Below are 22,449 nucleotides of genomic sequence, written 5' to 3'. Positions count from 1 at the left end.
CGCCGCCGGCGCCCCGGGGCTGTCCACGAAAGGCCCCTGGAGCCGGGGCTCAGCCGGCAGGCGGGTCGTCGTGCAGGATCCGCTGGAACAGCCGGTGGTCGCGCCATTCGCCGTCGATGTGCAGACAGCGCGGGGCCATCCCGTACTCCTCGAAGCCGCACTTGACGAGCACCCGCTGGGACGCCACGTTGTCCAGGAGCGTCCCGGCCGAGACCCGGTGCAGCCGCAGGTCGTCCCTGGCCGACTCGCAGATCCGGCGCACGGCGGTCGTGGCCAGCCCCCGGCCCGCGTACTCGATGTCCACCCAGTAGCCGAGCGTGCCGCTGCGGAACGGCCCGAGCACGATGCCGTTGAGGTTGAATCCGCCCACCGCGCGGTCCTGCTCGTCCGCGAGCACCCACGACATCGACCGCCCCGCGTCCCGCTCCGCGAGCATCCCGGCCAGCCGCTCCCGCTGCCCGTGCTCGGTGTAGAAGACCTCGGGCCGCAGGGGCTCCCAGGGCCGCATGTACGCGCGGCTGCGGGTCAACGCCGCGGCGAGGGAAGCGGCATCGGCCATGGCCGCGGGGCGGAGTCGTACCTCCGCGTCAAGCTGATGGGAGTCGTTGATCATCCCTTCAGGTTATCCCCGTGCCGCCGAACGGCCCCGGCCCCGCAGGCCTCACCGCGCCTTCCTCCTGCCCTTCCACGTGCCGGTCCTCACTCCTCCTCGTGCCGCGCCCTCGCCAGGTCCACCAGCCGGTCGAACGTGCGGTTCAGCTCCGCCCGCCGGGTCTTCTTGTATTCCTCCTCGGGTTCCAGACCGTCGATGGTCCGTTCCCACACGTCCATGAACGTCCGCTTCCACGCCTCGGCCACCGCCGGCTCCGGCACCACCGCGCCGACGTATCCCTGCTCCGCGATCAGGCACAGCAGATCGATGTCGCACGGCACGACCACCCCCCAGTAGTCGTCCGGCTCCAGACCCACCGGATCGCCCGCCATCGCCTCCTCGATCTCCGAGAGGAGACGCCCGGTGATCCCCGACAGGTGGTCCGCCGCCGTGTCGCTGTCGAAATTCCCGCCACCCCAAGTGCCCATGGTCTTCCCCTCCGCCGGTCGTCGCGCACGTGTCCCCCGCTGCCTCCAGCTTCTATCGCACGGCACTGACAACACCGGCCGGTCCAGGTGCCGTTACGCGCCTCGGAATTCCGGGTGCCGGTGTCCGCGGCCGGGTCCGGCTCCAGCCGGTGGCCGCGTTCGCATCAGCCCTCATCCGCGCGTCAGCATGAGCGCGGCGTCGGCCTGGGGCAGCCAGCTCCCGGCCGGCCGCTCCAGCCAGCCCTCCTCGGCCCCCAGCCGGGCCGCGGCCTCGCGCAGGGCGTCGAGGCCCGGATGGCGCAGGTCCCTGCGCCACACCATCAGCAGCGGCGAGACCGGTACGGGCCGGACCAGCGGACGCACCACGGTCCCCGGCAACGGCGGGAATCCGACGACGCACAGCACCGGGTTCGCCGACTTCGCCATGACCCGCTGGAACTCGGCCACGCCGACCGCGAGCGGAGCCGGAGGCGCGAGTTCGATGTCCCACTCCGCGAACAGCAGCCGGGCGAGGTCCGTCCACTCCCCCGTACGCGGATTCCCGGCACCCGCGTAGACGGTCTCGCCGGCCAGGTCGCCCGGGGCGACGGCCTCCCGCCCGGCGAGCGGGTGATCGGCGGGCAGCAGAACGGCCATCGGCTCGTACCGCACCGGCAGGACGCCGAGCCGCGCCCGTACCGCCGGATCGAGCCCCGCGGCACGGCCGAAGGAGACGTCGAGCCGGCTGGCCAGGATCTCCCCCGCCGCCCAGGTCAGGCCGCTCTCGAAGCGGGCCATCAGCTCGCACTCGGGAACCAGTTCACGCGCGCGGGCGAGCACCCGTGCCGCCGTCATGCCGTCGGTGTTGAGGTCGACGAGGAGCGGCCGGGCCGCGGCGTCCCCGAAGGCGGCGGCGAGGTCGGCGTGCGCCTCCAGCACCCGCCGGGCGTACGGGAGGAGCCGTTCCCCGTCGGCGGTCAGGGCCACCTGCCGGGTGGTGCGCACGAAGAGTTCCGTGCCCAGTTCGCGCTCCAGCCGCCGGACGTCCCGGCTCAGTGCCTGCTGGGCGATGAAGAGGCGGGCGGCGGCACGGGTGAAGTGCAGGTCCTCGGCGACGGCCACGAAGGCGCGGAGCAGCCGGGGGTCGCTGTCGCCGCGGCTGCTCGTCCGGCTGCCCGTTCCGGCACCGTCATGGGAAACCATGCCGAGAATTTACAACACGGACGCGTCAATCAGCGGACAGAAGGTGTTGGACCTCTCGGGCCGCGCGCCCCGAGGGTGATCCCATGCCGTACGAGAGAAACCCGCCCTCCGCTCCCGTGCTCGCCCTCTCCGGGGACCTGCTGGTCATCGCTGCCCGTGACGCCCCCTCCCCCGCCCGACGGGCCTCCGCCAATCCCTACCTCCGGCTGCTCGCCACCCCCGGCGCACGTGCCTTCACGGCGGGCAACCTCCTCGCCCGGCTGCCCATGGGCATGTTCAGCGTCAGCGCGGTGATCATGATCGCCGGATCACGCGACTCGTACGCCCTGGCGGGGGCCGTCACCGCGGCCGGACTCGCCGCGACGGCGGTGGTCGCCCCCTGGACGGCGCGGCTCGTCGACCGGTACGGGCAACGCCGGGTCGCGGTCCCGGCCACCGCGATCGCCGTACTGGGCTCCCTCGCCCTCCTGCTGTGCGTGCACTACGACGCCCCGGACTGGACGCTCTTCGCCTGCTACGCCGCGACCGCCACCACCCCCAACACCGGCGGGATGTCCCGGGCCCGCTGGGCCCATCTGCACCGGGGCGATCCGGCCTCCCTGCACACCGCGAACTCCTTCGAACAGGCCATGGACGAGCTCTGCTTCATGCTCGGCCCGGTCCTCGCCGCCCTGCTGTGCGGCTCGCTCTTCCCGGAGGCCGGAACGCTCGTCGGGGCGGTCCTGCTGATGACGGGCGTGCTGATCTTCGCCGCGCAGCGGGCCACGGAGCCCCCGGTCGCGCCCCGCACCCGCGCCGGCTCCCCGCTCCGCGCCCCCGGTATGCCCGCCCTGCTCGCCGCCTTCCTCGCCACCGGGGCGGTCTTCGGCTCGATGGAGGTCGTCACGATCGCCCACGCCGGGGGCGCGATCCTGGCCCTCCAGGCGGCCGGTTCGTGCGTGGCGGGGCTGCTGTACGGATCACTGCGCCCGGCCCCTGCCATCAGGCGGCGGCTGCTGGGCTGCCTGGCGGGGATGACGGCGCTGATGTCGCTGCCGCTGCTCGCCGCCTCCTGGACCGACGCGCTGCCGGTACTCGCGGGCGCGCTGCTGCTGGCCGGCGCGGCGACCGCCCCGACGATGGTCACCGGAATGACGCTGATCCAACGCCTCACCCCCGAGGCCCAGTTGAACGAGGGCATGACCCTGGCCGTGACCGCGCTGCTGGGCGGGATAGCCGCCGGGTCGGCGACGGGCGGCTGGATGGTCGAGCACGCGGGGCACGTGACGGGCTATGCCGTACCGGTGTGCGCGGCGGGGCTGGCGCTGGTCGTCGCGGCGGCCGGGGGCCGTACGCCGGGTGGGCCGCAAGCCCCCGGCTGACGGAGCACGACGGACAACGAACGAGGACCCCGCCGACGGCGCCCCGTCCACCTGTCGCTGGTGGGCGGGGCTCGTTGCGGAGGATCAGCGGATGCCGCCGCCGTCGTCGGACTTCACCGCCTCCACGATCTCGGCAAGATGGCGTGACGAGCTGGTGCCGGGGATCGGGGCGACGTGCTCGCCGAGGCCAAACAGCCACTGGAGGGCCTTGACCGCTCTGCCTTTGCGGGTGAGTGCTCCCGCCCCGAGCGGCGCGTACGGCACGTACGGGATGCCCAGGGCCCGGCAGTGCTCGACCGTCGGCAGATCACCGGGATGGGCCTGGTTCAGTTTGTTCTGTACGGCCGCGACGCGGACGAGGGTGAAGGCGGTGTCGATCTCCTCAGGGGTGACCTTGGACAGGCCGATGTGGGCGACCTTCCCCTCGGTCTGGAGTTCGGCGAGCGCGCCGACCTGGTCGAGGAACGGCACGGTCGGGTCGTTGCGGTGGAGATAGCACAGGTCCAGACACTCGACGCCGAGTCTGCGCAGGCACTGTTCCGCGGTGGCGCGCAGGAACTCCGGCCGCCCCAGCGGCTTCCACACGTTTGGTGCCGGGCGGACCATGCCGACCTTTGTGGCGATCAGCACTTCTGCCGGGTAAGGGTGCAGGGCTTGGCGGATCAGGTCTTCGACGGTGTGAGGGCCGTAGGCGTCGGCCGTGTCGATGTGGGTGATCCGGTGCTCGCCGACGGCAGCCCGCAGCAGGCCGATCGCGGCGACAGGGTCCGTCGGGTGGCCCCAAGTACCGGGCCCAGTCAGGCGCATGGTGCCGAATCCGAGCCGGGATACGGTCTTGCCCGCGATCGTGATGCTACCGCCCAGGGAGCCGGTCATGCGGTCACCTGCCCCGCGCCGAGGGCGACGAGCGCGGTGAGAACGGCCCGCTCGTCGTCGGGTCCGGTGATCCGCTGATGGGGAATCCGGTGGTCGGCCAGCAGAGCATGCAGGTGCCGGTCCACAGCGGCCCGGTACTTCAGGTCCCGGTCGCGGTGCTCGCCCAGGGGGATGTCCGGGTCGAGGACGGTGGCCACGAGCGCGCTGTAACCGGCGCACTGGGCCTTGACCAGACCGACGAGACGTTCGGTCACCTCGGGGTCCGGCTCCTGCCCGCTGCGCTCCAGCGCGGCAAGGTAGTAGGCGACCGGGTCGACCGCGGAGCGGTCCACCAGGACCACGTCGGCGTGCAGCGTCGCCTCCACAGCCGCCGCAGCCGACGCGGCGATGATCCACTCGGTGCACTCGGGCGTCTGCTTCTGGAGCTTGGGAAAGCCCAGCTCGGCGGCGCTCGCCGCGAACGAGGCAGGGGTGCGGGCGACGGACGGGCCGTTGGCACGCAGCTCCATCTCCAGCCGCCGCAGCAGGGTGGTCTTGCCAGTGGAGTGCGTACCGGCGACAGCTATCCGAACAGCGGGCGTGGTCACCACAGGGTTTGCTCCTCGGGCTCAGGCGTTGAGGGAAGGCCGGGCATCCCCGGCGGGACCGCGTGCGCGGCCAGGTCCTGCCATGTGTCGTAGCGGGCGGCGAGATGGATCAGGAGGAGCGCGGTGGCGTGGGCGTCGTAGGCGGCGCGGTGGCGTGTGCCGGACACGTCGACCAGGCTGATGCCGGTGTGGGCGATCAGGGCATCCAGGCTGAAACCCTTGTGGCCGGGGAAGACCGCTTTCGCGAGACGGAGGGTGTCGAGCACCCCGGCGGGCTTCCAGTCGGGCAGGTGGCGGGAGAGGGCCGTGTATTCGACGCCGGCGGAGTGCGCGACGATCCACGCCCCGTCCAGCACCTCGGCCACCTCACCCGCCACATCCACCCAGTTGGGGCAGCCCGCGACCATGCCGTTCGTGATGCCGTGGATACGGCTGATCCGGCCCGGGATCGGCGCCGGGGGCCTGATCAGCCACGTCCGGGCCTGGTCAGGGAGCGGCTGCCCGTCCTCGACGGGCACGACCGCGACCTCCACGAGGTCCGGGGGGTTGGCCCCGTTCCCCTCGACATCGACGACGAACAACGGCTTCGGCCAGGCAGAGGGTGTCACGGGGAGGGGACTCCTTCCTTCCCCTCCTGCCAGCCGATCTCCGCCCGCCCGTGGCGGCGCCGACGGTGGGGATGGGCACGGTCGTGGACCTGGAAACCGTAGCCGTGCTGCATGAAGTAGCGAGGCTGTTCGTCCAAGCCCTCGGTGATGATCGCCCGATCGCTGATCTCCACCGGCCCGGTCGCCCCCAGCTCCTTCGCGAGCTGGTCGGCGTCGGGCTTTGCCGGGGCGTTCCACGCCGCCGCGCACAGGCCGAGCTGTCGTTCGGGGCAGATGTCGCACAGCTCCCTGATGCCGTAGTGCCCGTTGTAGTCCGCCAGACCGTGCACGTAGGCGACCGCACAGGAGGTCTTGCGGAACAGCGGGCCCCACGGCTCCTCGCTGTCGGCCGGGCGGCGGAACAAGTCCAGAATCCGCTGCTCCAGCTTCTCAGGCGTGATCTTCCGTCGTGCCGTGTCCGAATAGGGTTCGGGCAGCCCGTTTTCCTTGTAGTAGACGGCGATCTCATCACGGAAGAACAGGCCGGTGAACACCGTCGCGTGCGCATGCCTCGACAGACGCTGCGCGGTGGCCAGGTGCTCGTCGGAGTCGTTCAGGCCGGGCACGATCGGCCGCCAGTACAGGATCGTCCGATAGCTCTCGGCGTTCGCGTGCAGCGTCTTGAGGCTGGCGGCGGCGATGCCCGAGTCCACCGGCTCGATCCCCGGATGCGTGATCCCGGAGTAGGTGACCAGCACGGTCACCTTGATGTTCCGGAAGCTGTTGAGGATCTGGCAGTCCTCCGGGCCCACCCGCCACCGGGTGATCACCAGGATGTGGTTGGTCAGGCCCCTCTCGTCCAGCAGCCGTAGCGTGTTGAACGTGTGCGGCTTGACGACCGGCAGCATCGGGTCGGTGGCCTTGTTGAACAGCTGAATCGGCGTGATGTGGGGCCGGAAGTACCGGTGATCGACCAGCATGGCCACCGCCTCCTCGTCCGTCATCAGCGCACGCGGCACCTTCATGTCGAAGTTGTCGTACAGGTGGCGGATGCAGTAGCCGCACTCCAGCGGGCAGCCGATCACGTGGTTCAGCGACAGCCCTGACTTCCGGTACTCGATCACGTCGGCCAGCTTCGGCTTCAGCACCGCCACCTGTTGCGCGGTCAGCAGCGGCAGCGGCCTGCGCCCGAACAGCGCGGGCGCGGTCTGGAGAGGCATGGTTGGGTCCTCCTCGGGTCAGGTTGTCTCTCCCGGCCGATGCGCGGGAGAGGTCGTGCACCGACCGGGCTCACACGCTCGGCGAGAGGGTGTCCTCGGCCGCGACGGCGTCCTGGACGTGGGTGAAGGTCTGCGCGCCGACGAACCCAAGGCCCAGGGCGTCTGAGGCGATCAGCAGCCCGGCAAGGGCTCCGACGTCCGGGGTTGTGATGGCGCGGCTGGCGTGCCGTCTTCGGGGTTATCGATCGCGCCTCAACTCGCCGCTCACTACTGCGGCTTGTATTGATGGATATGGGAGGCGTACCGCATCAGGTAGTAGACCGCTTTGCCCAGCAGCCGGAGCATGGCAGCCGGGTCACCGTCCTGGTCGCGGAGCAGGCCACGGGCGTGGTCCACGGTGGCGGTCGCGATGTCCCGGGCCCGGGGGTCGGCCAGGCCCTTCGCATACTCCTCGGCCGGGTCGGCGAGCAGTCCGAGGTAGGAGCGGAGCCGCTTGCGGACCTCGTCGGCCGCCGGGCCGGTCGGCCGCCCCTGAGCGAGTGCGAGTGCCAGGTCCACGTCCCGGCCCATGTCGATCATTGTCGGAGGCGTCTCGGTCACGGCGCTCACCGTTTGATCTCCTTGTCGGTCCGACTGTGCTCGACCTCCTTGTCCTCACCCGGCAACGGCCCGGAGCGGGCCAGGAAGGCGTTCCAGCCAAGCTGGGCCCGTGCGAGCAAACTTGCGGACGGGTAGCCGTCGGGCGGGTTCATACCGAGGCTGCGGATCGGAAGCGGATCGCTCTCCGGATGGCTGGTCATCGGGGGTCTCCGGTGGCCGGGGTGTGTTGGATGACCGCTGCCAGGCCCGTCGGGGCGGCGAACCGGGCAGCGGCGTATGGGAGCCGGGAAGAGCGGGGAGCACGAGGTTGATCAGTTCCCCAGCCCTGAACGACTGCAATCAGTGAACTCCCAAACCGTTGCCAGGAGTACGGTGTTGGCTACTCACAGCGGTTTACGCGGTTTACTGCCTGAAGGGGACGCCATGGCATCCGTACGTGAACCCAACGCAGCACTGGCCCACGTCATTGCCGAAGCGGGGATGACCAACGAGGCATTAGCTCATGCGGTGCGCCGCGTAGCGGCGGAGGACGGCGAGACCATCCAGACGAACAAATCCACCGTGACCCACTGGGTTCGCTACGGTGTGCAGCCGTCGGGCGGTGCCGGGAGATACCTCGTCGAAGCCCTCTCACGCCGGCTGGGACGCATCGTCACCCTGGAAGAGATCGGGCTGCCCGAGCCCACCCGCGATTTGCTGGACTGGCGCACGGATACGCTGAGCGCCCTGGCCGCTCTCGGGAGGACCGACACCGTGGACATGGACCGCAGGCAGGCCTTGGGGAGCGCGGCCTACTCACTCGCCGCCCTCGCTCTGCCTTCCGACGGATGGTGGACGCGCATGGCCGACCAGGGCAACAGGCGGCGGACTTCGGGGCGCGCCGTCGGCCGGGGCGACCTCCAAGCCGCTCGCGACATGGCGGCCCTGCTCTCTGCCATGGACCAGCGCCACGGCGGGGGCCACGCCCGTACAGCCGTGGTCCGGTATCTCACCACCGAAGTCGCCGGCTACCTGAACGGTGCCTTCGCCGACGACCACGTACGGCGCGGCATGTTCTCCACCGCAGCGGAACTCGCCTATCTCTCCGGATGGATGGCATTCGACAATGGCGAGCATCCCACCGCTCAGCGCCACTTCACCGTGGCCGTGAAACTCGCCGCCGAAGCCGATGACGCTCCCATGGCCGCACATGTGATCAGAGCCATGGCGCACCAGGCAAACGACCTCGGCCACCCCAAACCCGCCCTGGACCTGGCAGCCGCGTCCGTCGACGGCAAGCGGTACACCGAGGCCGGCCCGCGCGAGCGTGCCCTCCTCGGCGTCGTCCACGCCCGCACTCTCGCCTCCACCGGCGCGAACCGGGCCGCCGTGCAGGCCCTGCTCCGAGCCGAGGACGACCTCGCCGCAGCCGTACAGGGGGATGACGAGCCAAGTCGCGTGTTCTTCTTCCAGGAAGCCTCCCTGGCTCACGAAACCGCGCTGGCGCTTCGGGACATAGGAGATCTGACAGCTGCCGAGCAGCAGCTCCGCCGGTCCGTCCGCACCCGCAAGGCAGAGAAGTTCACCCGAACCCATGCCGTGACCCTCGGCTACCTCGGCGACATCCAGGCCCGCCAGCACCGCGTCGAAGAGGCCTGCACGACATGGTCCATGTCCCTGGACGCCATGGACGGCGTCCGGTCCGCGCGTACCCGCAAGGCTGCCGCCGACATGCGAGCCGCTCTCTCCCCGCTACGTCGGCGCGGCATCCGATCCGTCACCACCGTGGACACTCGGGCTGCGGCCTACCTGCCCGCTACAGCCTGACTCCGGGAGGAACCTGATGACAGAAAAATTCGAGGTGGAGGCACTGGGCTACGTCGTCGGAGGCCGCACCGAGCCGACTGACGACTACTGGGGCGGCACCCGCGCGATCATCCGCCTCGACAGCGGCTTCCCCTTGGAAGCCACGAAGGGTCTGGAAGAGTTCTCCCACCTCGACGTGGTCTTCCGCTTCCACCTCACCGACCCCACCAACCTCCCCCTCGGTGCCCGGCGCCCCCGAGACAACCCCGACTGGCCCGAGGTCGGCTTCGTCGGTCACCGCAATATGCGTCGCCTCAACTGGCTCGGCGTCTCCCGCTGTCGCCTGGTGAAGGTGGACGGCCTGGACCTCCACGTCGAAGACCTCGACGCCGTGGACGGGACCCCGATCATCGAAGTGAAGCCCTGGTTCAAGGAGATGGGACCCCGGGGCGAGATCCACCAGCCCCAGTGGGTCACCGACATGCTCGGCGACTACTACGCCCCCACCAAGGGCTGATCGCCGCACCATCGGCCTCGGGCGTCCCTCATGCACGTCCGAGGCCATTCCGGCGATTACGCAGACCTGCGGTCAGGCGCGGATGTCGGTAACGCCGTCCGGGGTGATCTCATGCGCGATCACGCTTCCGGGTTCAGGCACGACGGGAAGCTCCTTGTCCTCGAAGTGAGCCTTGGCGTAGCCAATCGCCTCGTCCTGGCGGGTGGCGCTGCCGAAGTACAGCAGGAGCGGGTGAAGCTGGTACTTGCCCCGCCTGGTCTTCCACAAGAAATTCCGGGCCATCAGGTGCCCTATGGCCACGTTGATGGTGGGCCTTTTGACGCCGAGCATCCGGGCGAGCTGGTCCTGGGTAACCGCGATCTCTCCGTGGCGGTTGATGTGGACGTATTGGCCGTGCTCATCCTTCTCGGCCAGCAGTCCGACGATCGTCCAGAACAGGTCTTTGGAGAGGCTGGGCAGGTTGTACCTGGGGAGCCGGGCAATGAAGCCCAACGAGACCACGACGTGCATGGGCTCGGTCTGATTCTCGAACACGTCTTCCATGGGATCAGTCGCCAGCATTCTGTACGGACCCCTCTTCCTGATCGTGACGTCCACGTCTTCGCCGGGACGGATGACCCTCTTGGCCTCTTCTGTGACCTTCTCAAGACTCTGAGGCACCCGTACCCGACGTTGGCGTGCTGCGTCCCGGCGCGCACTGACCATGCGCACACCTTACAAGAAGTGTCAGAGTTTTCCTGACACTTACCCCACCTGCGTCAGCACGATCCTGACATCGAACCTCTTGATGGGCCAGCAACCCGGAACCGCTTCACGCACTCCGCCGCTCAGGAGAGAAGTGTTATGTGATTCCGAACGTTACCCCATAGTAGCGTTCGGGTTTCCCTGACATATCGGCTGCGAAATCGCAGGTCAGGGAGGGCTCCCCTTCTATAGAGGAACAGCAACCCGGTGATGCGTCAGCGGTCGGGGCGCGGGGCCGAGGGCCACGATCGGCGCCGTACACCTCGATGGATGCCCCCTCAGCACTCAACTTCATGACCGCACGGCTCTCCACTCGCTCCCTCTTCGGCATCAACCACAGAACGGCAACCCCGCGAACCCCGCGGTTGACAACGATGGTGCGGAGGTTACCTCAGCCACTTACGGACCTCCCCCTGATGAGCGGGAGCGTCGCACCCGGACCCGGCCCGCAGGCCCCCTCGGGGCCGAGGACACGGAAGCCGGGTTCGACTGCGTGACGGGCCGACGGCGGTGGGGCACCACGTGCTTGTTGCCGCGACAACAGGCCCGCAGGCGCGTGGCGGGTAAGAGGGTGCCCTCTGACCTAAGGGCTGTCCCGTAATCCCCGGCGGGCGCGCGACGACAGCTGCGGTACCTCGCCGCGTTGTCGGAACATCCGCATACATCCAGTATGCGGACGCCCCTCCGCCTTGCGATGCACCACATCCGACGCCGCGCGCTGGTCCGCCACGGATTACGGGACAGCCCTTAGGAACAAATCGCAGGCCAGAGGGCTGGAAAACGAACGAGGACCCCGCTGCCGGGCGGGCAACGGGGTCCTCGTTCACATGGGAATTGTGGAGATGGCGGGAATCGAACCCGCGTCCAACGGTGCGGAATCAGGGCTTCTCCGTGTGCAGTCCGCTGCGCTTTTCTCAGCCCCGGAGATCACGCGGACAAGTCTCCGACGGGCTCAGTCACTGTTTGATTTCCTTCTGGGCCCCGTGACCGGGTCTAGAAGTTTAGATCCCTTGATGATGCCAGGATCCGGGTCGGGATCAACCCCGGGCTGACACTTCGCAAGTCGCTACTTAGGCAGCGAGGGCGAAGGAATCGCGCTTGGTGTTGGCGATTATTGGTTGCGACATATGGTTTACGAGATCATTGCCGCTTCCTCGACACGCTTCCCCTGCTTCGACAGCCGCTGTCGAAACCGATCATCCCCATGTTGGTGTATTTAATTGTCAACTGCTCAATGCGTGCACCCGCTGTGAGGTGCGATGCCATCGTACGTGACCAACGCACGACCATGCCAGCCTATTCCCGCGGGCCCGGCCGTACGCCTTCCGCCGCCGGCCTCCGCCGCCCTCGGGCTCCCGTCCTCCGGCTTCCGCTCGCCGGCCTCGGCCGGCCCGGCGTGCGCGCCCCGGCTCAGCGGGTGCCGCGCTGGCGCCGCCGCGCCGCCGCGATCGCGCGGTTGGTCTCCCGCAGGTCCTGCTTCTCACGCAGGGTCTGCCGCTTGTCGTACTCCTTCTTGCCCTTGGCGAGCGCGATCTCGACCTTGACCCGGCTGTCCTTGAAGTACAGCGCGAGGGGCACGATCGTGTGGCCGGTCTCGCTCGCCTTCGACTCCAGCTTGTCGATCTCGGCCCGGTGCATCAGCAGCTTGCGCTTCCGCTTCGCCGAGTGGTTGGTCCAGGTGCCCTGCACGTACTCCGGGACGTGGATGTTGTGCAGCCACGCCTCGCCGCCGTCGATCTGGACGAAACCGTCCACCAGGGATGCCCTGCCCAGTCGCAGCGACTTGACCTCGGTGCCCATGAGGACGAGACCGCACTCGTAGGTGTCGAGGATGTGGTAATCGTGCCGCGCCTTCTTGTTCTGCGCGATGAGCTTGCGCCCCGTGTCCTTTTCCTTAGCCATAGTGCGGCCATTTTCGCACTAAGACCCGCCTCCGAGGCCACTCAATACCGTCTCGGCCCGCTGCTCGGCCCGTGAGCCGACCACGAGGTCCGGCGTGATGCCGCGGCCGTCGACACCGCGGCCCGCGGGGGTGCGGTAGTGGCCGACGGTCAGCTCGGCCACCGCACCGCCCGGGAGCCTGCTGGGCATCTGGACCGAGCCCTTGCCGAAGGTGCGCGAGCCGACCGTGACGGCGCGGCCCCGGTCCTGGAGCGCGCCGGTGAGGAGCTCGGCGGCGCTCATCGTGCCGCCGTCGACGAGGACGACGAGCGGGCGGTCGGTGTCGCCACCCGGCTCCGCGTGGAGGGCCCGCTGTTCCCCCCGCACGTCGTACGTGGCGACCAGGCCGCCGTCCAGGAAGGCGGAGGCGGCGGTGACGGCCTCCGTGACCAGGCCGCCGGAGTTGCCCCGCAGATCGAGCAGCACCCCGGCCCCGGCCGGGGCTCCGCGGACCGCGTCCCGTACCTCGGTCCCCGATCCCCTGGTGAACGAGTCGACGTCGATCAGCACCGCCGCGGAAGGCGTGGCGGGCGCGGAGGACTCGGAGGATGCGGAACGGGCCGGTCCGATCCGTCGCACGGTAACGGCCTCGGTGCTGAGCCTGGCCCGGCTCAGCTTCTTCGTACGGAGGACGGAACCGCGCTGGACACCCAGGACCACGGTGCTGCCCGCCGCGGCCTCCGTCCGGTCCCCGCGCAGCAGGGCGACGGCCTCCGCGACGGGGCGCCGGTCCATCCGCCGACCGTCGATGGTGCGGAGCAGGTCGCCCGCCTCGACACCGGCCAGGTCGGCGGGGCCGCCGGGCTGCACCCGGGCCACCTCGAGCAGCCCGTCGGCCGAGCGCCTCGCGGCGATCCCGACTCCGGTGTACGAACCGTCGAGCGCCTGCCTGAACTCCTCGTACTGCCGCTCGTCGTACACCGCGCCCCAGCGGTCGCCGCTGCGGCTGACGACCCTCTCGGCGGCTTCCGTACCGGACTTGCCGTCGGCCACGGCGCGGGCGGCGGCCGAGGCGACCTCGTCGCCGTCGACGGTGGCCCCGGCCGTGGACGCGGCGGAGGAGGTGACGGGGGCGACGGAACGGGCCACCGGAACCGGAGACTTCGCCTTGTCGCGCGGCAGCGAGCCGGTGGCGGCCGCGGTGGCCAGCACGGACGCGAAGACCAATGTCAGGGCGGCCCCGCGGCGTACGCCGCGGGGCCCGAAACACCGTACGGGACCCGACATGGCGCCGAGTCTAGGACAACACCCCACGGGGGACGGGACGGTTGACCGTCCACCGCGGTGGGCACTCGTCACACCTTCAGGTACTTGCGGAGCGCGAGGAGAGCGGCAACGGCGGGCATCAGCAGCCCGATCGCCAGCACCAGGGGCAGCTTGGTGAGGACCGCGTCCCAGCCGATGAAGTCGATCAGGGTCAGCTTGCTCTGGAGTGCCAGGCCGCCGTCGATCAGGAAGTACCGCCCGGCCAGCAGCATCACGCAGGCGAGCACGCCGCCGATGAGACCGGCGAACGCGGCCTCCATGATGAACGGCATCTGGATGTAGAAGCCGGAGGCACCGACCAGCCGCATGATGCCGGTCTCCCGCCGCCGGCTGAACGCGGACACCCGGACGGTGTTCACGATCAGCATCAGCGCGATCACCAGCATCAGCACCATCACGAACACGGCCGCCACGTTCATGCCGTTCATCAGCCCGAAGAGGTTGTCCAGGATGGACCTCTGGTCCTGGACGGACTGCACCCCGTCACGACCGGCGAACGCGGTGGCGACGACCTTGTACTTCTTCGGGTCGTGCAGCTTGACCCGGAACGACTCCTGCATCTGGTCCGGCGTGATGTTGCCCGCCATGGGCGAGTCGCCGAACTGCTCCTGGTAGTGCTTGTACGCCTCGTCGGCCGACTCGTACGTGACCGTCTGGACGGCGTCCATCTTCTTGAGATCGGCCTCGATCTCCTTCTTCTGCTGGGCCGTGACAGCCCCCTTGGCGCACTTGGGCGTCGAGGTCACATCGCTCTTGCTGCAGAGGAAGATCGAGACGTTGACCTTGTCGTACCAGTAGTCCTTCATCGTGCTGACCTGCTCGCGCATCAGCAGCGCGCCGCCGAACAGGGCGAGCGAGAGGGCGACGGAGACGACGACGGCGAAGGTCATCGTGAGGTTGCGACGGAGGCCGACGCCGATCTCCGACAGGACGAACTGGGCGCGCATGGCGTCCTTTCAGTGCTCGATGCTCAGTGCTGGTAGCCGTAGACGCCACGGGCCTGGTCACGTACGAGACGGCCCTGCTCCAGCTCGATGACGCGCTTGCGCATCTGGTCGACGATGTTCTGGTCGTGGGTCGCCATGATCACGGTGGTGCCGGTCCGGTTGATCCGGTCCAGCAGCTTCATGATGCCGACGGAGGTCTGCGGGTCGAGGTTACCGGTCGGCTCGTCCGCGATCAGCAGCATGGGGCGGTTCACGAATGCCCGCGCGATCGCCACGCGCTGCTGCTCACCACCGGAGAGCTCGCCGGGCATCCGGTCCTCCTTGCCGCCGAGGCCGACCAGGTCGAGGACCTGGGGAACCGCCTTGCGGATCTCGCCGCGCGGCTTGCCGATGACCTCCTGCGCGAACGCCACGTTCTGCGCGACGGTCTTGTTGGGGAGGAGCCGGAAGTCCTGGAACACCGTGCCCAACTGGCGGCGCATGTGCGGCACCTTCCAGTTGGACAGGCGGGCGAGGTCCTTGCCCAGGACGTGGACCGAGCCCGTGCTGGCGCGTTCCTCGCGGAGGATGAGTCTCATGAAGGTGGACTTGCCGGAGCCGGAGGAGCCCACCAGGAAGACGAACTCGCCCTTCTCGATATCGAGCGACACATCCCGGAGAGCGGGACGGCTCTGCTTCGGGTAGGTCTTGGAGACGTTGTCGAATCGGATCACGGATGCACCACGGTCGGCCGGGAGTAGGTGTGCGTGACACTACGCGAACCCGGCTGACGCGTGCAGGCGCGCGTCCTTCGTTGGGCGATTTATGGCGGAACGGCAACAGTCTCGGGCGAGGCGCAAGCGCTACGGAACGGGTGATCCCGGACGGGCCGCGCCGAAATCCGCGCGAGCTGGCACAGTGGGAGGGGGAACGGTTGCGTTTCCGTGAGCGTTGCGCGGAGAGAAGGCACATGCGGCTCCGCCGCGCGGGAGGAGGAAAGCGCATGACCTATGACCGACTGGTGTGCGCCAACTGCGCGGCGCCCGTGAGCGAGGGCCGCTGCCCCGTGTGCCGGGCGAACCGGGAGCGGCTTCAGCAGGAGCAGGGCGTTCTCGCGGGGCTGAGTCCGGTGACGCTGGTGGCCCTGCTGGTGGTGATGCTGGGTGCGCTGGCGCTGCTGGCGCACCAGACCGTGTAGCGCCGGTCCGCCCGCCGGAGCGAGCGCGTACGGCGGGCGCGTACGGGCTGTGAGTGGATGCGCACGGCGGGTGCGTGCCGGGTGTGTCGCGAAGGGGCCCGGGATGCCGATCGGCGTCCCGGGCCCCTTCGTGCTTACGCGCGGTTACGCGGTGCGGTCACCGTCAGGCGACGGTACGACCGTTCACCAGGCGCGGCAGGATCCGGAAGCCGATGCCTCCGGCGATCATCGTCGCGGCGCCGACCAGCAGGAACGTGGTCTCGGCGGCGCCGGTCTCGGCGAGCTCGTCCTTGCCCTTGCCCTGCTCCACCGGCTGGTTGCCGACGGAGTCCGGGGTGGTGTTGTCAGCGCACTTCGCGCCGTCGAGGTCGACGGTGCAGGTGCCGGTCTCACCGGCGGAGGAACCGGTGTCGCCGCCGCCGGCGGTGGTGCCGGAGGAGGCGTTGCCCGTGGTGCCGGACGAGCCGCTCCCGGACGTGCCAGAGGAACCGTTGCCGCCGTTGCCGTTGCCACCGGACTGCTGGCCACCGGACTGGTTGCCACCGTTGCCGTTACCGCCCGACTGCTGGCCGCCGTTGCCGTTACCGCCGGACTGGTTGCCGCCGTTGCCGTTACCGCCGGACTGGTTGCCGCCGTTGCCATTACCGCCCGACTGCTGGCCGCCGTTGCCGTTACCGCCGGACTGCTGGCCGCCCTCGTTGGTGCCACCTTCGTTGGTGCCGCCCTCGTTGGTGCCGCCCTCGTTGGTGCCACCTTCGTTGGTGCCACCTTCGTTGGTGCCGCCCTCGTTGGTGCCACCTTCGTTGGTGCCGCCCTCGTTGGTGCCACCTTCATTGGTGCCACCCTCGGTGGCGCCACCCTGGTCGACACCACCGGGGTCCCCACCGTTGCCACCGTCGGCCTCGCCGGTGAGCCCGGCCTGGGCGCTGATCGCCGTGTCGTCGGCCTCCACGCCGATACCAAGGTCGCTGCCCATGGCCTGTGCCGCACCAGCAGCGGTGAGCGAGGCACCTGCGGCAATCACCGCACCGGCGGCGATCCGCGCGACGCGTACTCGCGTCTTCTTGGTCATCTGTTGCTACCCCCAGTAGCTGTTCTCGTCAGTGGAGCAGCCATATGTGGGCCTCGGCTCCGCAGGGTTCGCTCCGAACGGCGCCACATCGAGTCGTAGCCATGCCGCCCGCCCCCGTTCACACCCGTCCCGGACATACGCATGCTGCTCTAGCACCCTGTCCACAGTTAAGAATTACGTCAAGGCCGTTCCAAGCGATGTGCACCGGTTTGCTCGCAGTTGACCGTCATTCAGAAGCGAGACTGTGACGCACTCGCCAGGCCGCCCCGTCGAGCCGCCAAGCGGCTCCCGGCCCCAACTCCCCTTTGGGACCGGCCGTGAACGGCTCCGACGGAAAAGCGGCCGGTGCCCGAACCCCGCGGGGGGGGGGGGGGATTCCGGGACCGGCCGCTCCTTCGTCGGCCGTCTCCGCTACTTCTCCCGCTGCTTGCGCCAGCGGATGCCCGCCTCCAGGAAGCCGTCGATCTCACCGTTGAAGACCGCTTCCGGGTTGCCCATCTCGAACTCCGTACGCAGGTCCTTGACCATCTGGTACGGGTGCAGCACGTACGACCGCATCTGGTTGCCCCAGGAGTTGCCGCCGTCGCCCTTGAGGGCGTCGATCTTGGCCTGCTCCTCCTGGCGACGGCGCTCCAGGAGCTTCGCCTGGAGGACGTTCATCGCGGACGCCTTGTTCTGGATCTGTGAGCGCTCGTTCTGGCAGGAGACCACGATGCCGGTCGGGATGTGGGTCAGGCGCACCGCGGAGTCCGTGGTGTTGACGCCCTGGCCGCCGGGGCCGGAGGAGCGGTACACGTCGACGCGCAGCTCGGACTCGTCGATCTCGATGTGGTCGGTCTGCTCGACCACGGGCAGCACCTCGACGCCCGCGAAGGACGTCTGGCGGCGGCCCTGGTTGTCGAAGGGCGAGATCCGGACGAGCCGGTGGGTGCCCTGCTCGACGGAGAGCGTGCCGTAGGCGTACGGGACCTGGACGGCGAAGGTGGTCGACTTGATGCCGGCCTCCTCCGCGTACGACGTCTCGTAGACCTCGGTCTTGTAGCCGTGCTGCTCGGCCCAGCGGAGGTACATGCGCTGGAGCTTCTCGGCGAAGTCCGCCGCGTCCACGCCACCCGCCTCGGCCCGGATGTTGACCAGGGCCTCGCGGGAGTCGTACTCGCCGGAGAGGAGCGTACGGACCTCCATCTCGTCCAGCGCCTTCTTGACGGCGTCCAGCTCGGCCTCGGCCTCGGCCAGCGTGTCGGCGTCGCCCTCGTCCTGGGCGAGCTCGAAGAGGACTCCGAGATCGTCGATGCGGGCGCGGAGGGCCTCGGCCTTGCGGACCTCGGCCTGGAGGTGCGAAAGCCTGCTGGTGATCTTCTGCGCCGCCTCGGGGTCGTCCCAGAGGGAGGGCGCGGCCGCCTGCTCCTCGAGCGCGGCGATGTCCGCCCTCAGCGCATCCAGGTCCAGGACGGCCTCGATGGACCCCATGGTCGAGGAGAGGGACTTCAGCTCTTCGGAAATATCGACGACTGCCACGGGTCCAGCGTAACGGCTGTCGGAGCGGACCTTCCCCGGGCCGCATGATCACGTCTCGGTGACGCCGCCGAGCGCGTCCCGCCAAGGCCGCTCGTCGCATTCCCTTCGGCGCCTCCGCTCACGACTCCGTGACGCCGCTCGTCGCGTGCCGTCGGCGCACGTGCTGACGGCCGCGGTGATGGCTCGGCGGCCGGGTGCGCCGCGCGTGCGACGGGTCCGGGAGCGGTCGGCGGGTGGAGGGCGACGGGGGCGGGGGTGCGCCGCGCGTGCGACGGGTCCGGGGCGGGCCTGGGCGCCCCGGCTCAGGGGATCGCCGGGGCCGAGCTCTCCGTGTCCTGCGGGGGCGCGTCCGAGGAGTCGCCGCTCAGCGCCAGCCGGCCGCCCACGCCCAGCGCCACCGCCAGCACCAGGGCGGCGGCGCCCAGGGTGAGGCGGCGCTTGCGGACGGCCGCGGACTTGTTGCGGGCCGAGCCGGGGCGGGGCGCGCCCGGGGAGCGCGGGGCGCGGGCGGTGCCGCGGGGGCCGCCGGAGAGCTCGTCGGGGGCCGGGACGCGCATGCTGGTGTGGGTGTCGCGGTTGGAGTCCGTGGACGAGCCGGGGACCAGCGGGACCGCGCCGCGGCGGCGGGGCTCCTCGGAGGCGGGGGCGTACGGCTCCTCGTCGCACGTCCGGGGCTCGGGCTCGGTGCCGGGCTCGTCGACGTCCAGCGGCGGGATGCCGGCCAGTTGCGGGAGCGTCTCGCGCAGCCGGGACGCGAGCTCGGAGGCGCGCAGCCGGGAGGCCGGGGCCTTGGCCAGGCACTGGACGAGGAGCTGCCAGAGTTCCTCGGGGATGCCGGGGAGGGGGACGACCGTCTCCGTCACGTGGCGGCGCAGCACGGCGCCGGGGTGTCCGCCGCCGAACGGGGTGAAGCCGGCGAGGAGTTCGTACAGGACGGTCGCGAGGGCATAGATGTCGACTGCGGCGCGGGGCGGGAGGCCCTCGACTATCTCGGGGGCCAGGTAGTCCGGCGTGCCGATGATCTTGCTGGCTCTGGTGCGGCCCGGGGTGTCGATCAGCTTGGCCACGCCGAAGTCGGTGAGCAGGGCCGGGTGCGCGTTGCCGGGGCCGAGCGGGCCCTCCATGTCGAGGAGGATGTTCTCCGGTTTGACGTCGCGGTGGACCACTCCGGCGGCGTGCGCGGCGGCCAGGCCGTCGGCGACGTCCGCGATGATCGCGACCGCGGCCTCGGGCGCGAGGCGGCGTTCACGGTCGAGGCGGGTGCGCAGGTCCGTGCCGCGCACCAGGGTCATGACCAGGGCGAGGTCGTTGCCGTCCACCACGAGGTCGCGGACGGCGACGATGCGGGGGTGGTCCAGGCCGAGCAGCGCGGTGCGTTCCTGGACAAAGCGGCCCACGAGCTCCTGGTCGGACGCGAGGTCCTCGCGGAGCAGCTTGATGGCCACCGGGCCCTCGGGCCCCTCGCCGAGCCACACCGTGCCGGCGCTGCCGCGCCCCAGGATCTGGTGGGCGGTGTACCGGCTGCCGATTTTCCGTGCCAAGACTGCTCCCTCAGCGGCTGGCGATGGACCGTCACTCATGACCCCCGGTCGACAAAGTTACGCGTCGGCCGGGGGGTTGAGTGCCCGGGATGGTGCCAGCCCTCGCTTCCGCGGGCGAATTGCGGTGGAATCACGGGGGATTCCGTCCCGCGGAAGTCGACATAGCTACAGAGTTGATGACGTGCCGACGCCGTCGTCGCGTCGGACGACGGCTCAGGGGCCGGTGCCCGCACCGCCGTTGCCACTGTCACTGCCACTGCCACTGCCACCGAGCTTGGAGATCCAGTCGGTGATGTTGGAGACCGTGTCGCTGATCGCCTGCCAGTAGCTCTTGCCCTGGCCGATCCAGTCCTGGAGCGGGGTCAGCTCCCAGATCAGCCAGCCCGCGACGAAGAGCAGGACCAGCGTGAACAGGCAGCCCTTGAGGCAGCCGAGGCCGGGGATGCGCATCGGGTTGGCGCTGCGCTGCCGCGGCTCGCGGGGCGGACGGGGCGCGGGCTGCTGCGGGGGCGCGTACTGCTGGCGCTGCGGAGGCGGCGGCGGGGGTTGCTGGGGCTGGGGCTGCGGCTGGTACGGCTGCGGGGCGTACTGCTGAGGGGGGTACTGCTGCGGCGGGTACGGCTGGTGCTGCGGCGGCTGCTGTGCTCGCTGCGGCCGGTGCTGCGGGCGAGGCTGCTGTTGCGGCTGGGGCCGCTGAGGGCGACGGCGCAGCGGGTCCTGGCTGGGGTCGAGGTACTGGACCTGCGTCTGCTCGTTGCGGTCACGGGCGGCCCGGAGCTGGGACTGCCAGGGGTGCGGGTCCTCGGGCTGCGGGGGGCCGTCCGGACGCGGGGGCACAGGCGGCATGACCGTGGTCGGGTCGGCCTGGCCGCCCTGCCCGCCCTGGCCGGAGGTGTGAGGCAGAACACTGGTCGCCCCGTCGGGGTCGTACGAACCGGCGTTGCTCGGCAGCACCTGCGTCGGGTCGGCGGCGCCGGGGGTCTCCGGCACGGGCGCGGGCGACGGGTCGGGGGCGAGCAGAGCCCCCACCCCGTCGGCCGCGGCGATCTCGGCGGCACTGGCGTGGACGCCGATGCCGGCCGCGACGGTGCGCAGCGCGCGGGCCAGGTTCTCGGCGCTGGGGCGTCGGTCCGGGTCCTTGCTCAGGCAACGCTCTATGACCGTCCAGAGCGGTTCTGGGACGGTGGTGGGGCGGCGGGGCTCCTCGCTGAGGTGCCGGTGCAGGACTTCGAGGGCGGTGCCGCCGGCGAACGGCGGGCGGCCGGTGACCAGCTCGTACAGCAGGATGCCCGCGCCGTAGATGTCGACGGCCGAGGTCTGCGGCCGGCCCTCGGCGGACTCGGGTGCGACGTAGGCGGGCGTGCCGACGAACTCGTGGGTCCTGGTGAGGCCCGGGGAGTCGGCCAGGCGCGCGATGCCGAAGTCGGTGAGCATGGGGCGCATCGCGCCGTCGCGCTCGTCGAGCAGGACGTTGGCGGGCTTCAGGTCGCGGTGGACCACGCCGTCGGCGTGGCTGGCGGCGAGCGCGTCCGCGATCTGCGCGGTGAGCAGGGCGGCGGCGACCGGGGTGAGCGGGCCGTTGTCGCGGAGGTACCGGTGCAGGTCGGGGCCGTCGATCAGGTCCATGACGAGAGCGAGGAGATCGCCCTCGACGACCAGGTCGCGGGTGCGCACGATGTTCTCGTGGGTGAGCCGGAGCAGCACCGAGCGCTCGCGCAGGAACCGCATCACGACGTCCGCGTCGTTGGCGAGCTCCTCCTTCAGGACCTTGATCGCCACGGTCTCGCCGGGCTCGCCGGCGACGGCTGCCTCGGCACCCGCGGTCTCCCGCTGGCGGGCCCGCCAGACGGTGCCCGTGGCGCCGCGCCCCAGCGGCTCCTCAAGCAGGTATTTGCTGCCTACCGGCCGCACGTCATGCGCTCCCTGCAGATCGTGGTGTTCACGGTGGTCCCGGATTCGCACCCGGAGTCCCGGCCCACTCTAGAGGCTGTCGTCAAACCGGCGCCGTCGCCCGAAGGGCGGCCGGACGCAGTCCGGTTCCGCGCCGTCGCGGAACAAGACGCTCCTTTTCGGCCGATGGTTGCCGCACGCGGGCCGAACGGCCGCCGGGCACGGACCGGGCGGGCGCCGACTGGACGGTTCCGGTGGCGGAACGGCTCCGGGTCAGGGCGCCGGAACGTTCGCGGGGCCGCGGAGCGCGCCGCGAGCGGCACCTGGGCGGGCACTATGGGCGAGCACTTATGGGCGCACACTCGACCAATCAAGATCATTTTCCGGCGGTCGCCGGGCGGACTGTCGGTGACAGGTGCGAGGATGCGTGGAGCACGGACTGTGGGAGGGGAAACCCCGCGGCCCGTGACGATCCTGTACCGGACGACGCGTCCGTGCCGGGTGGGGGGAGATCAACAGGGCGTTCCCCCTGCTCGGCGCCCCGCGCAGAAGGGACCG

22 protein-coding genes and 1 other RNA gene are annotated in these 22,449 nt (G+C 70.3%); 5 read left to right on the top strand and 18 right to left on the bottom strand.

Annotated features, from left to right (window positions below; translation table 11 throughout):
- Window positions 1-49: 49 nt before the first annotated feature.
- From ACFYXM_RS20450 to ACFYXM_RS20440, 3 genes are all read right to left on the bottom strand, one after another.
- The gene (locus ACFYXM_RS20450; protein WP_389291124.1) at window positions 50-613 is read right to left on the bottom strand and encodes a GNAT family N-acetyltransferase; all 564 of its coding nucleotides are present in this window, start codon (window positions 611-613) and stop codon (window positions 50-52) included.
- Between the two features lie 86 nt (window positions 614-699).
- On the bottom strand, window positions 700-1,080 hold the full coding sequence (locus ACFYXM_RS20445) for a DUF4259 domain-containing protein (RefSeq protein ID WP_389291123.1): 381 nt from the start codon (window positions 1,078-1,080) through the stop codon (window positions 700-702).
- Window positions 1,081-1,251: 171 nt separating this feature from the next.
- Window positions 1,252-2,262 carry a LysR family transcriptional regulator gene (locus ACFYXM_RS20440; protein WP_389291121.1) on the bottom strand — a complete coding sequence of 337 codons (1,011 nt, stop codon included), beginning with the start codon at window positions 2,260-2,262 and terminating at the stop codon, window positions 1,252-1,254.
- Window positions 2,263-2,345: 83 nt separating this feature from the next.
- Between ACFYXM_RS20440 and ACFYXM_RS20435 the strand changes: the two genes are divergently transcribed.
- Window positions 2,346-3,623, top strand: coding sequence for an MFS transporter (locus ACFYXM_RS20435; protein WP_389291119.1), 1,278 nt, complete (start codon window positions 2,346-2,348; stop codon window positions 3,621-3,623).
- An 84-nt stretch (window positions 3,624-3,707) separates the two neighbouring features.
- On the opposite strand, the gene ACFYXM_RS20430 is transcribed toward ACFYXM_RS20435, so the two are convergent.
- The 6 genes from ACFYXM_RS20430 to ACFYXM_RS20405 all read right to left on the bottom strand — a co-directional run bounded on the left by ACFYXM_RS20430 (window position 3,708) and on the right by ACFYXM_RS20405 (window position 7,693).
- Window positions 3,708-4,499, bottom strand: a complete 792-nt coding sequence (locus ACFYXM_RS20430; RefSeq protein WP_389291117.1) for an aldo/keto reductase — start codon at window positions 4,497-4,499, stop codon at window positions 3,708-3,710.
- Complete coding sequence (locus ACFYXM_RS20425) at window positions 4,496-5,086, bottom strand: AAA family ATPase (RefSeq protein WP_389291115.1); 591 nt, start codon at window positions 5,084-5,086, stop codon at window positions 4,496-4,498. The genes ACFYXM_RS20430 and ACFYXM_RS20425 overlap by 4 nt, the downstream gene beginning before the upstream one ends.
- On the bottom strand, window positions 5,083-5,694 hold the full coding sequence (locus ACFYXM_RS20420; protein ID WP_389291113.1) for an exonuclease domain-containing protein: 612 nt from the start codon (window positions 5,692-5,694) through the stop codon (window positions 5,083-5,085). The genes ACFYXM_RS20425 and ACFYXM_RS20420 overlap by 4 nt, the downstream gene beginning before the upstream one ends.
- Window positions 5,691-6,893 carry a radical SAM protein gene (locus ACFYXM_RS20415; protein ID WP_389291112.1) on the bottom strand — a complete coding sequence of 401 codons (1,203 nt, stop codon included), beginning with the start codon at window positions 6,891-6,893 and terminating at the stop codon, window positions 5,691-5,693. The genes ACFYXM_RS20420 and ACFYXM_RS20415 overlap by 4 nt, the downstream gene beginning before the upstream one ends.
- A gap of 267 nt (window positions 6,894-7,160) precedes the next feature.
- Window positions 7,161-7,502 carry a DUF6415 family natural product biosynthesis protein gene (locus tag ACFYXM_RS20410; protein ID WP_389291110.1) on the bottom strand — a complete coding sequence of 114 codons (342 nt, stop codon included), beginning with the start codon at window positions 7,500-7,502 and terminating at the stop codon, window positions 7,161-7,163.
- A complete protein-coding gene (locus ACFYXM_RS20405; RefSeq protein WP_389291108.1) occupies window positions 7,499-7,693 on the bottom strand; it encodes a hypothetical protein in 195 nt (64 codons plus the stop codon). Before ACFYXM_RS20405 ends, ACFYXM_RS20410 begins: the two co-directional genes overlap by 4 nt.
- Before the next feature lie 223 nt (window positions 7,694-7,916).
- Between ACFYXM_RS20405 and ACFYXM_RS20400 the strand changes: the two genes are divergently transcribed.
- Together ACFYXM_RS20400 and ACFYXM_RS20395 are read left to right on the top strand one after the other, a co-directional pair.
- Window positions 7,917-9,299: a Tat pathway signal protein gene (locus ACFYXM_RS20400; RefSeq protein WP_389291106.1), complete on the top strand. Its 1,383-nt coding sequence runs from the start codon at window positions 7,917-7,919 to the stop codon at window positions 9,297-9,299.
- A gap of 16 nt (window positions 9,300-9,315) precedes the next feature.
- The gene (locus ACFYXM_RS20395) at window positions 9,316-9,795 is read left to right on the top strand and encodes a TrmO family methyltransferase (protein WP_389291105.1); all 480 of its coding nucleotides are present in this window, start codon (window positions 9,316-9,318) and stop codon (window positions 9,793-9,795) included.
- Between the two features lie 72 nt (window positions 9,796-9,867).
- Here ACFYXM_RS20395 and ACFYXM_RS20390 read toward each other — a convergent pair whose 3' ends face one another.
- The 6 genes from ACFYXM_RS20390 to ftsE all read right to left on the bottom strand — a co-directional run bounded on the left by ACFYXM_RS20390 (window position 9,868) and on the right by ftsE (window position 15,406).
- On the bottom strand, window positions 9,868-10,500 hold the full coding sequence (locus ACFYXM_RS20390; protein WP_389291103.1) for a hypothetical protein: 633 nt from the start codon (window positions 10,498-10,500) through the stop codon (window positions 9,868-9,870).
- A gap of 873 nt (window positions 10,501-11,373) precedes the next feature.
- Window positions 11,374-11,743: a transfer-messenger RNA gene (gene ssrA, locus ACFYXM_RS20385) on the bottom strand.
- Between the two features lie 206 nt (window positions 11,744-11,949).
- Window positions 11,950-12,441, bottom strand: a complete 492-nt coding sequence (smpB, locus tag ACFYXM_RS20380) for an SsrA-binding protein SmpB (protein WP_389291102.1) — start codon at window positions 12,439-12,441, stop codon at window positions 11,950-11,952.
- Window positions 12,442-12,459: 18 nt separating this feature from the next.
- Window positions 12,460-13,707, bottom strand: a complete 1,248-nt coding sequence (locus ACFYXM_RS20375; RefSeq protein ID WP_389291100.1) for a S41 family peptidase — start codon at window positions 13,705-13,707, stop codon at window positions 12,460-12,462.
- 68 nt (window positions 13,708-13,775) lie between these two features.
- Entirely contained in the window at window positions 13,776-14,693 is a 918-nt protein-coding gene (ftsX, locus tag ACFYXM_RS20370) for a permease-like cell division protein FtsX (protein WP_351516635.1), read from the bottom strand.
- Between the two features lie 23 nt (window positions 14,694-14,716).
- Window positions 14,717-15,406, bottom strand: a complete 690-nt coding sequence (gene ftsE, locus ACFYXM_RS20365) for a cell division ATP-binding protein FtsE (RefSeq protein ID WP_351516634.1) — start codon at window positions 15,404-15,406, stop codon at window positions 14,717-14,719.
- A gap of 269 nt (window positions 15,407-15,675) precedes the next feature.
- Between ftsE and ACFYXM_RS20360 the strand changes: the two genes are divergently transcribed.
- Window positions 15,676-15,870: a hypothetical protein gene (locus ACFYXM_RS20360; protein WP_389291097.1), complete on the top strand. Its 195-nt coding sequence runs from the start codon at window positions 15,676-15,678 to the stop codon at window positions 15,868-15,870.
- A 103-nt stretch (window positions 15,871-15,973) separates the two neighbouring features.
- Window positions 15,974-17,041: a pentapeptide repeat-containing protein gene (locus tag ACFYXM_RS20355; RefSeq protein ID WP_389291095.1), complete on the top strand. Its 1,068-nt coding sequence runs from the start codon at window positions 15,974-15,976 to the stop codon at window positions 17,039-17,041.
- 312 nt (window positions 17,042-17,353) lie between these two features.
- On the opposite strand, the gene prfB is transcribed toward ACFYXM_RS20355, so the two are convergent.
- From prfB to ACFYXM_RS20340, 3 genes are all read right to left on the bottom strand, one after another.
- Complete coding sequence (gene prfB / locus ACFYXM_RS20350) at window positions 17,354-18,460, bottom strand: peptide chain release factor 2 (protein ID WP_073783485.1); 1,107 nt, start codon at window positions 18,458-18,460, stop codon at window positions 17,354-17,356.
- 302 nt (window positions 18,461-18,762) lie between these two features.
- Window positions 18,763-20,001 (bottom strand): serine/threonine-protein kinase, encoded by a 1,239-nt coding sequence (locus ACFYXM_RS20345; protein WP_389291093.1) that lies wholly within the window; start codon window positions 19,999-20,001, stop codon window positions 18,763-18,765.
- 213 nt (window positions 20,002-20,214) lie between these two features.
- The gene (locus ACFYXM_RS20340) at window positions 20,215-21,912 is read right to left on the bottom strand and encodes a serine/threonine-protein kinase (RefSeq protein ID WP_389291091.1); all 1,698 of its coding nucleotides are present in this window, start codon (window positions 21,910-21,912) and stop codon (window positions 20,215-20,217) included.
- Window positions 21,913-22,449: the final 537 nt, after the last annotated feature.

The sequence above is a fragment of the Streptomyces sp. NPDC002476 genome (genome assembly GCF_042889785.1).
Classification (GTDB): Bacteria; Actinomycetota; Actinomycetes; order Streptomycetales; family Streptomycetaceae; genus Streptomyces.
Note: the sequence above shows the minus strand (reverse complement) of the source record. Positions and strands in the feature narration are given on the sequence as shown.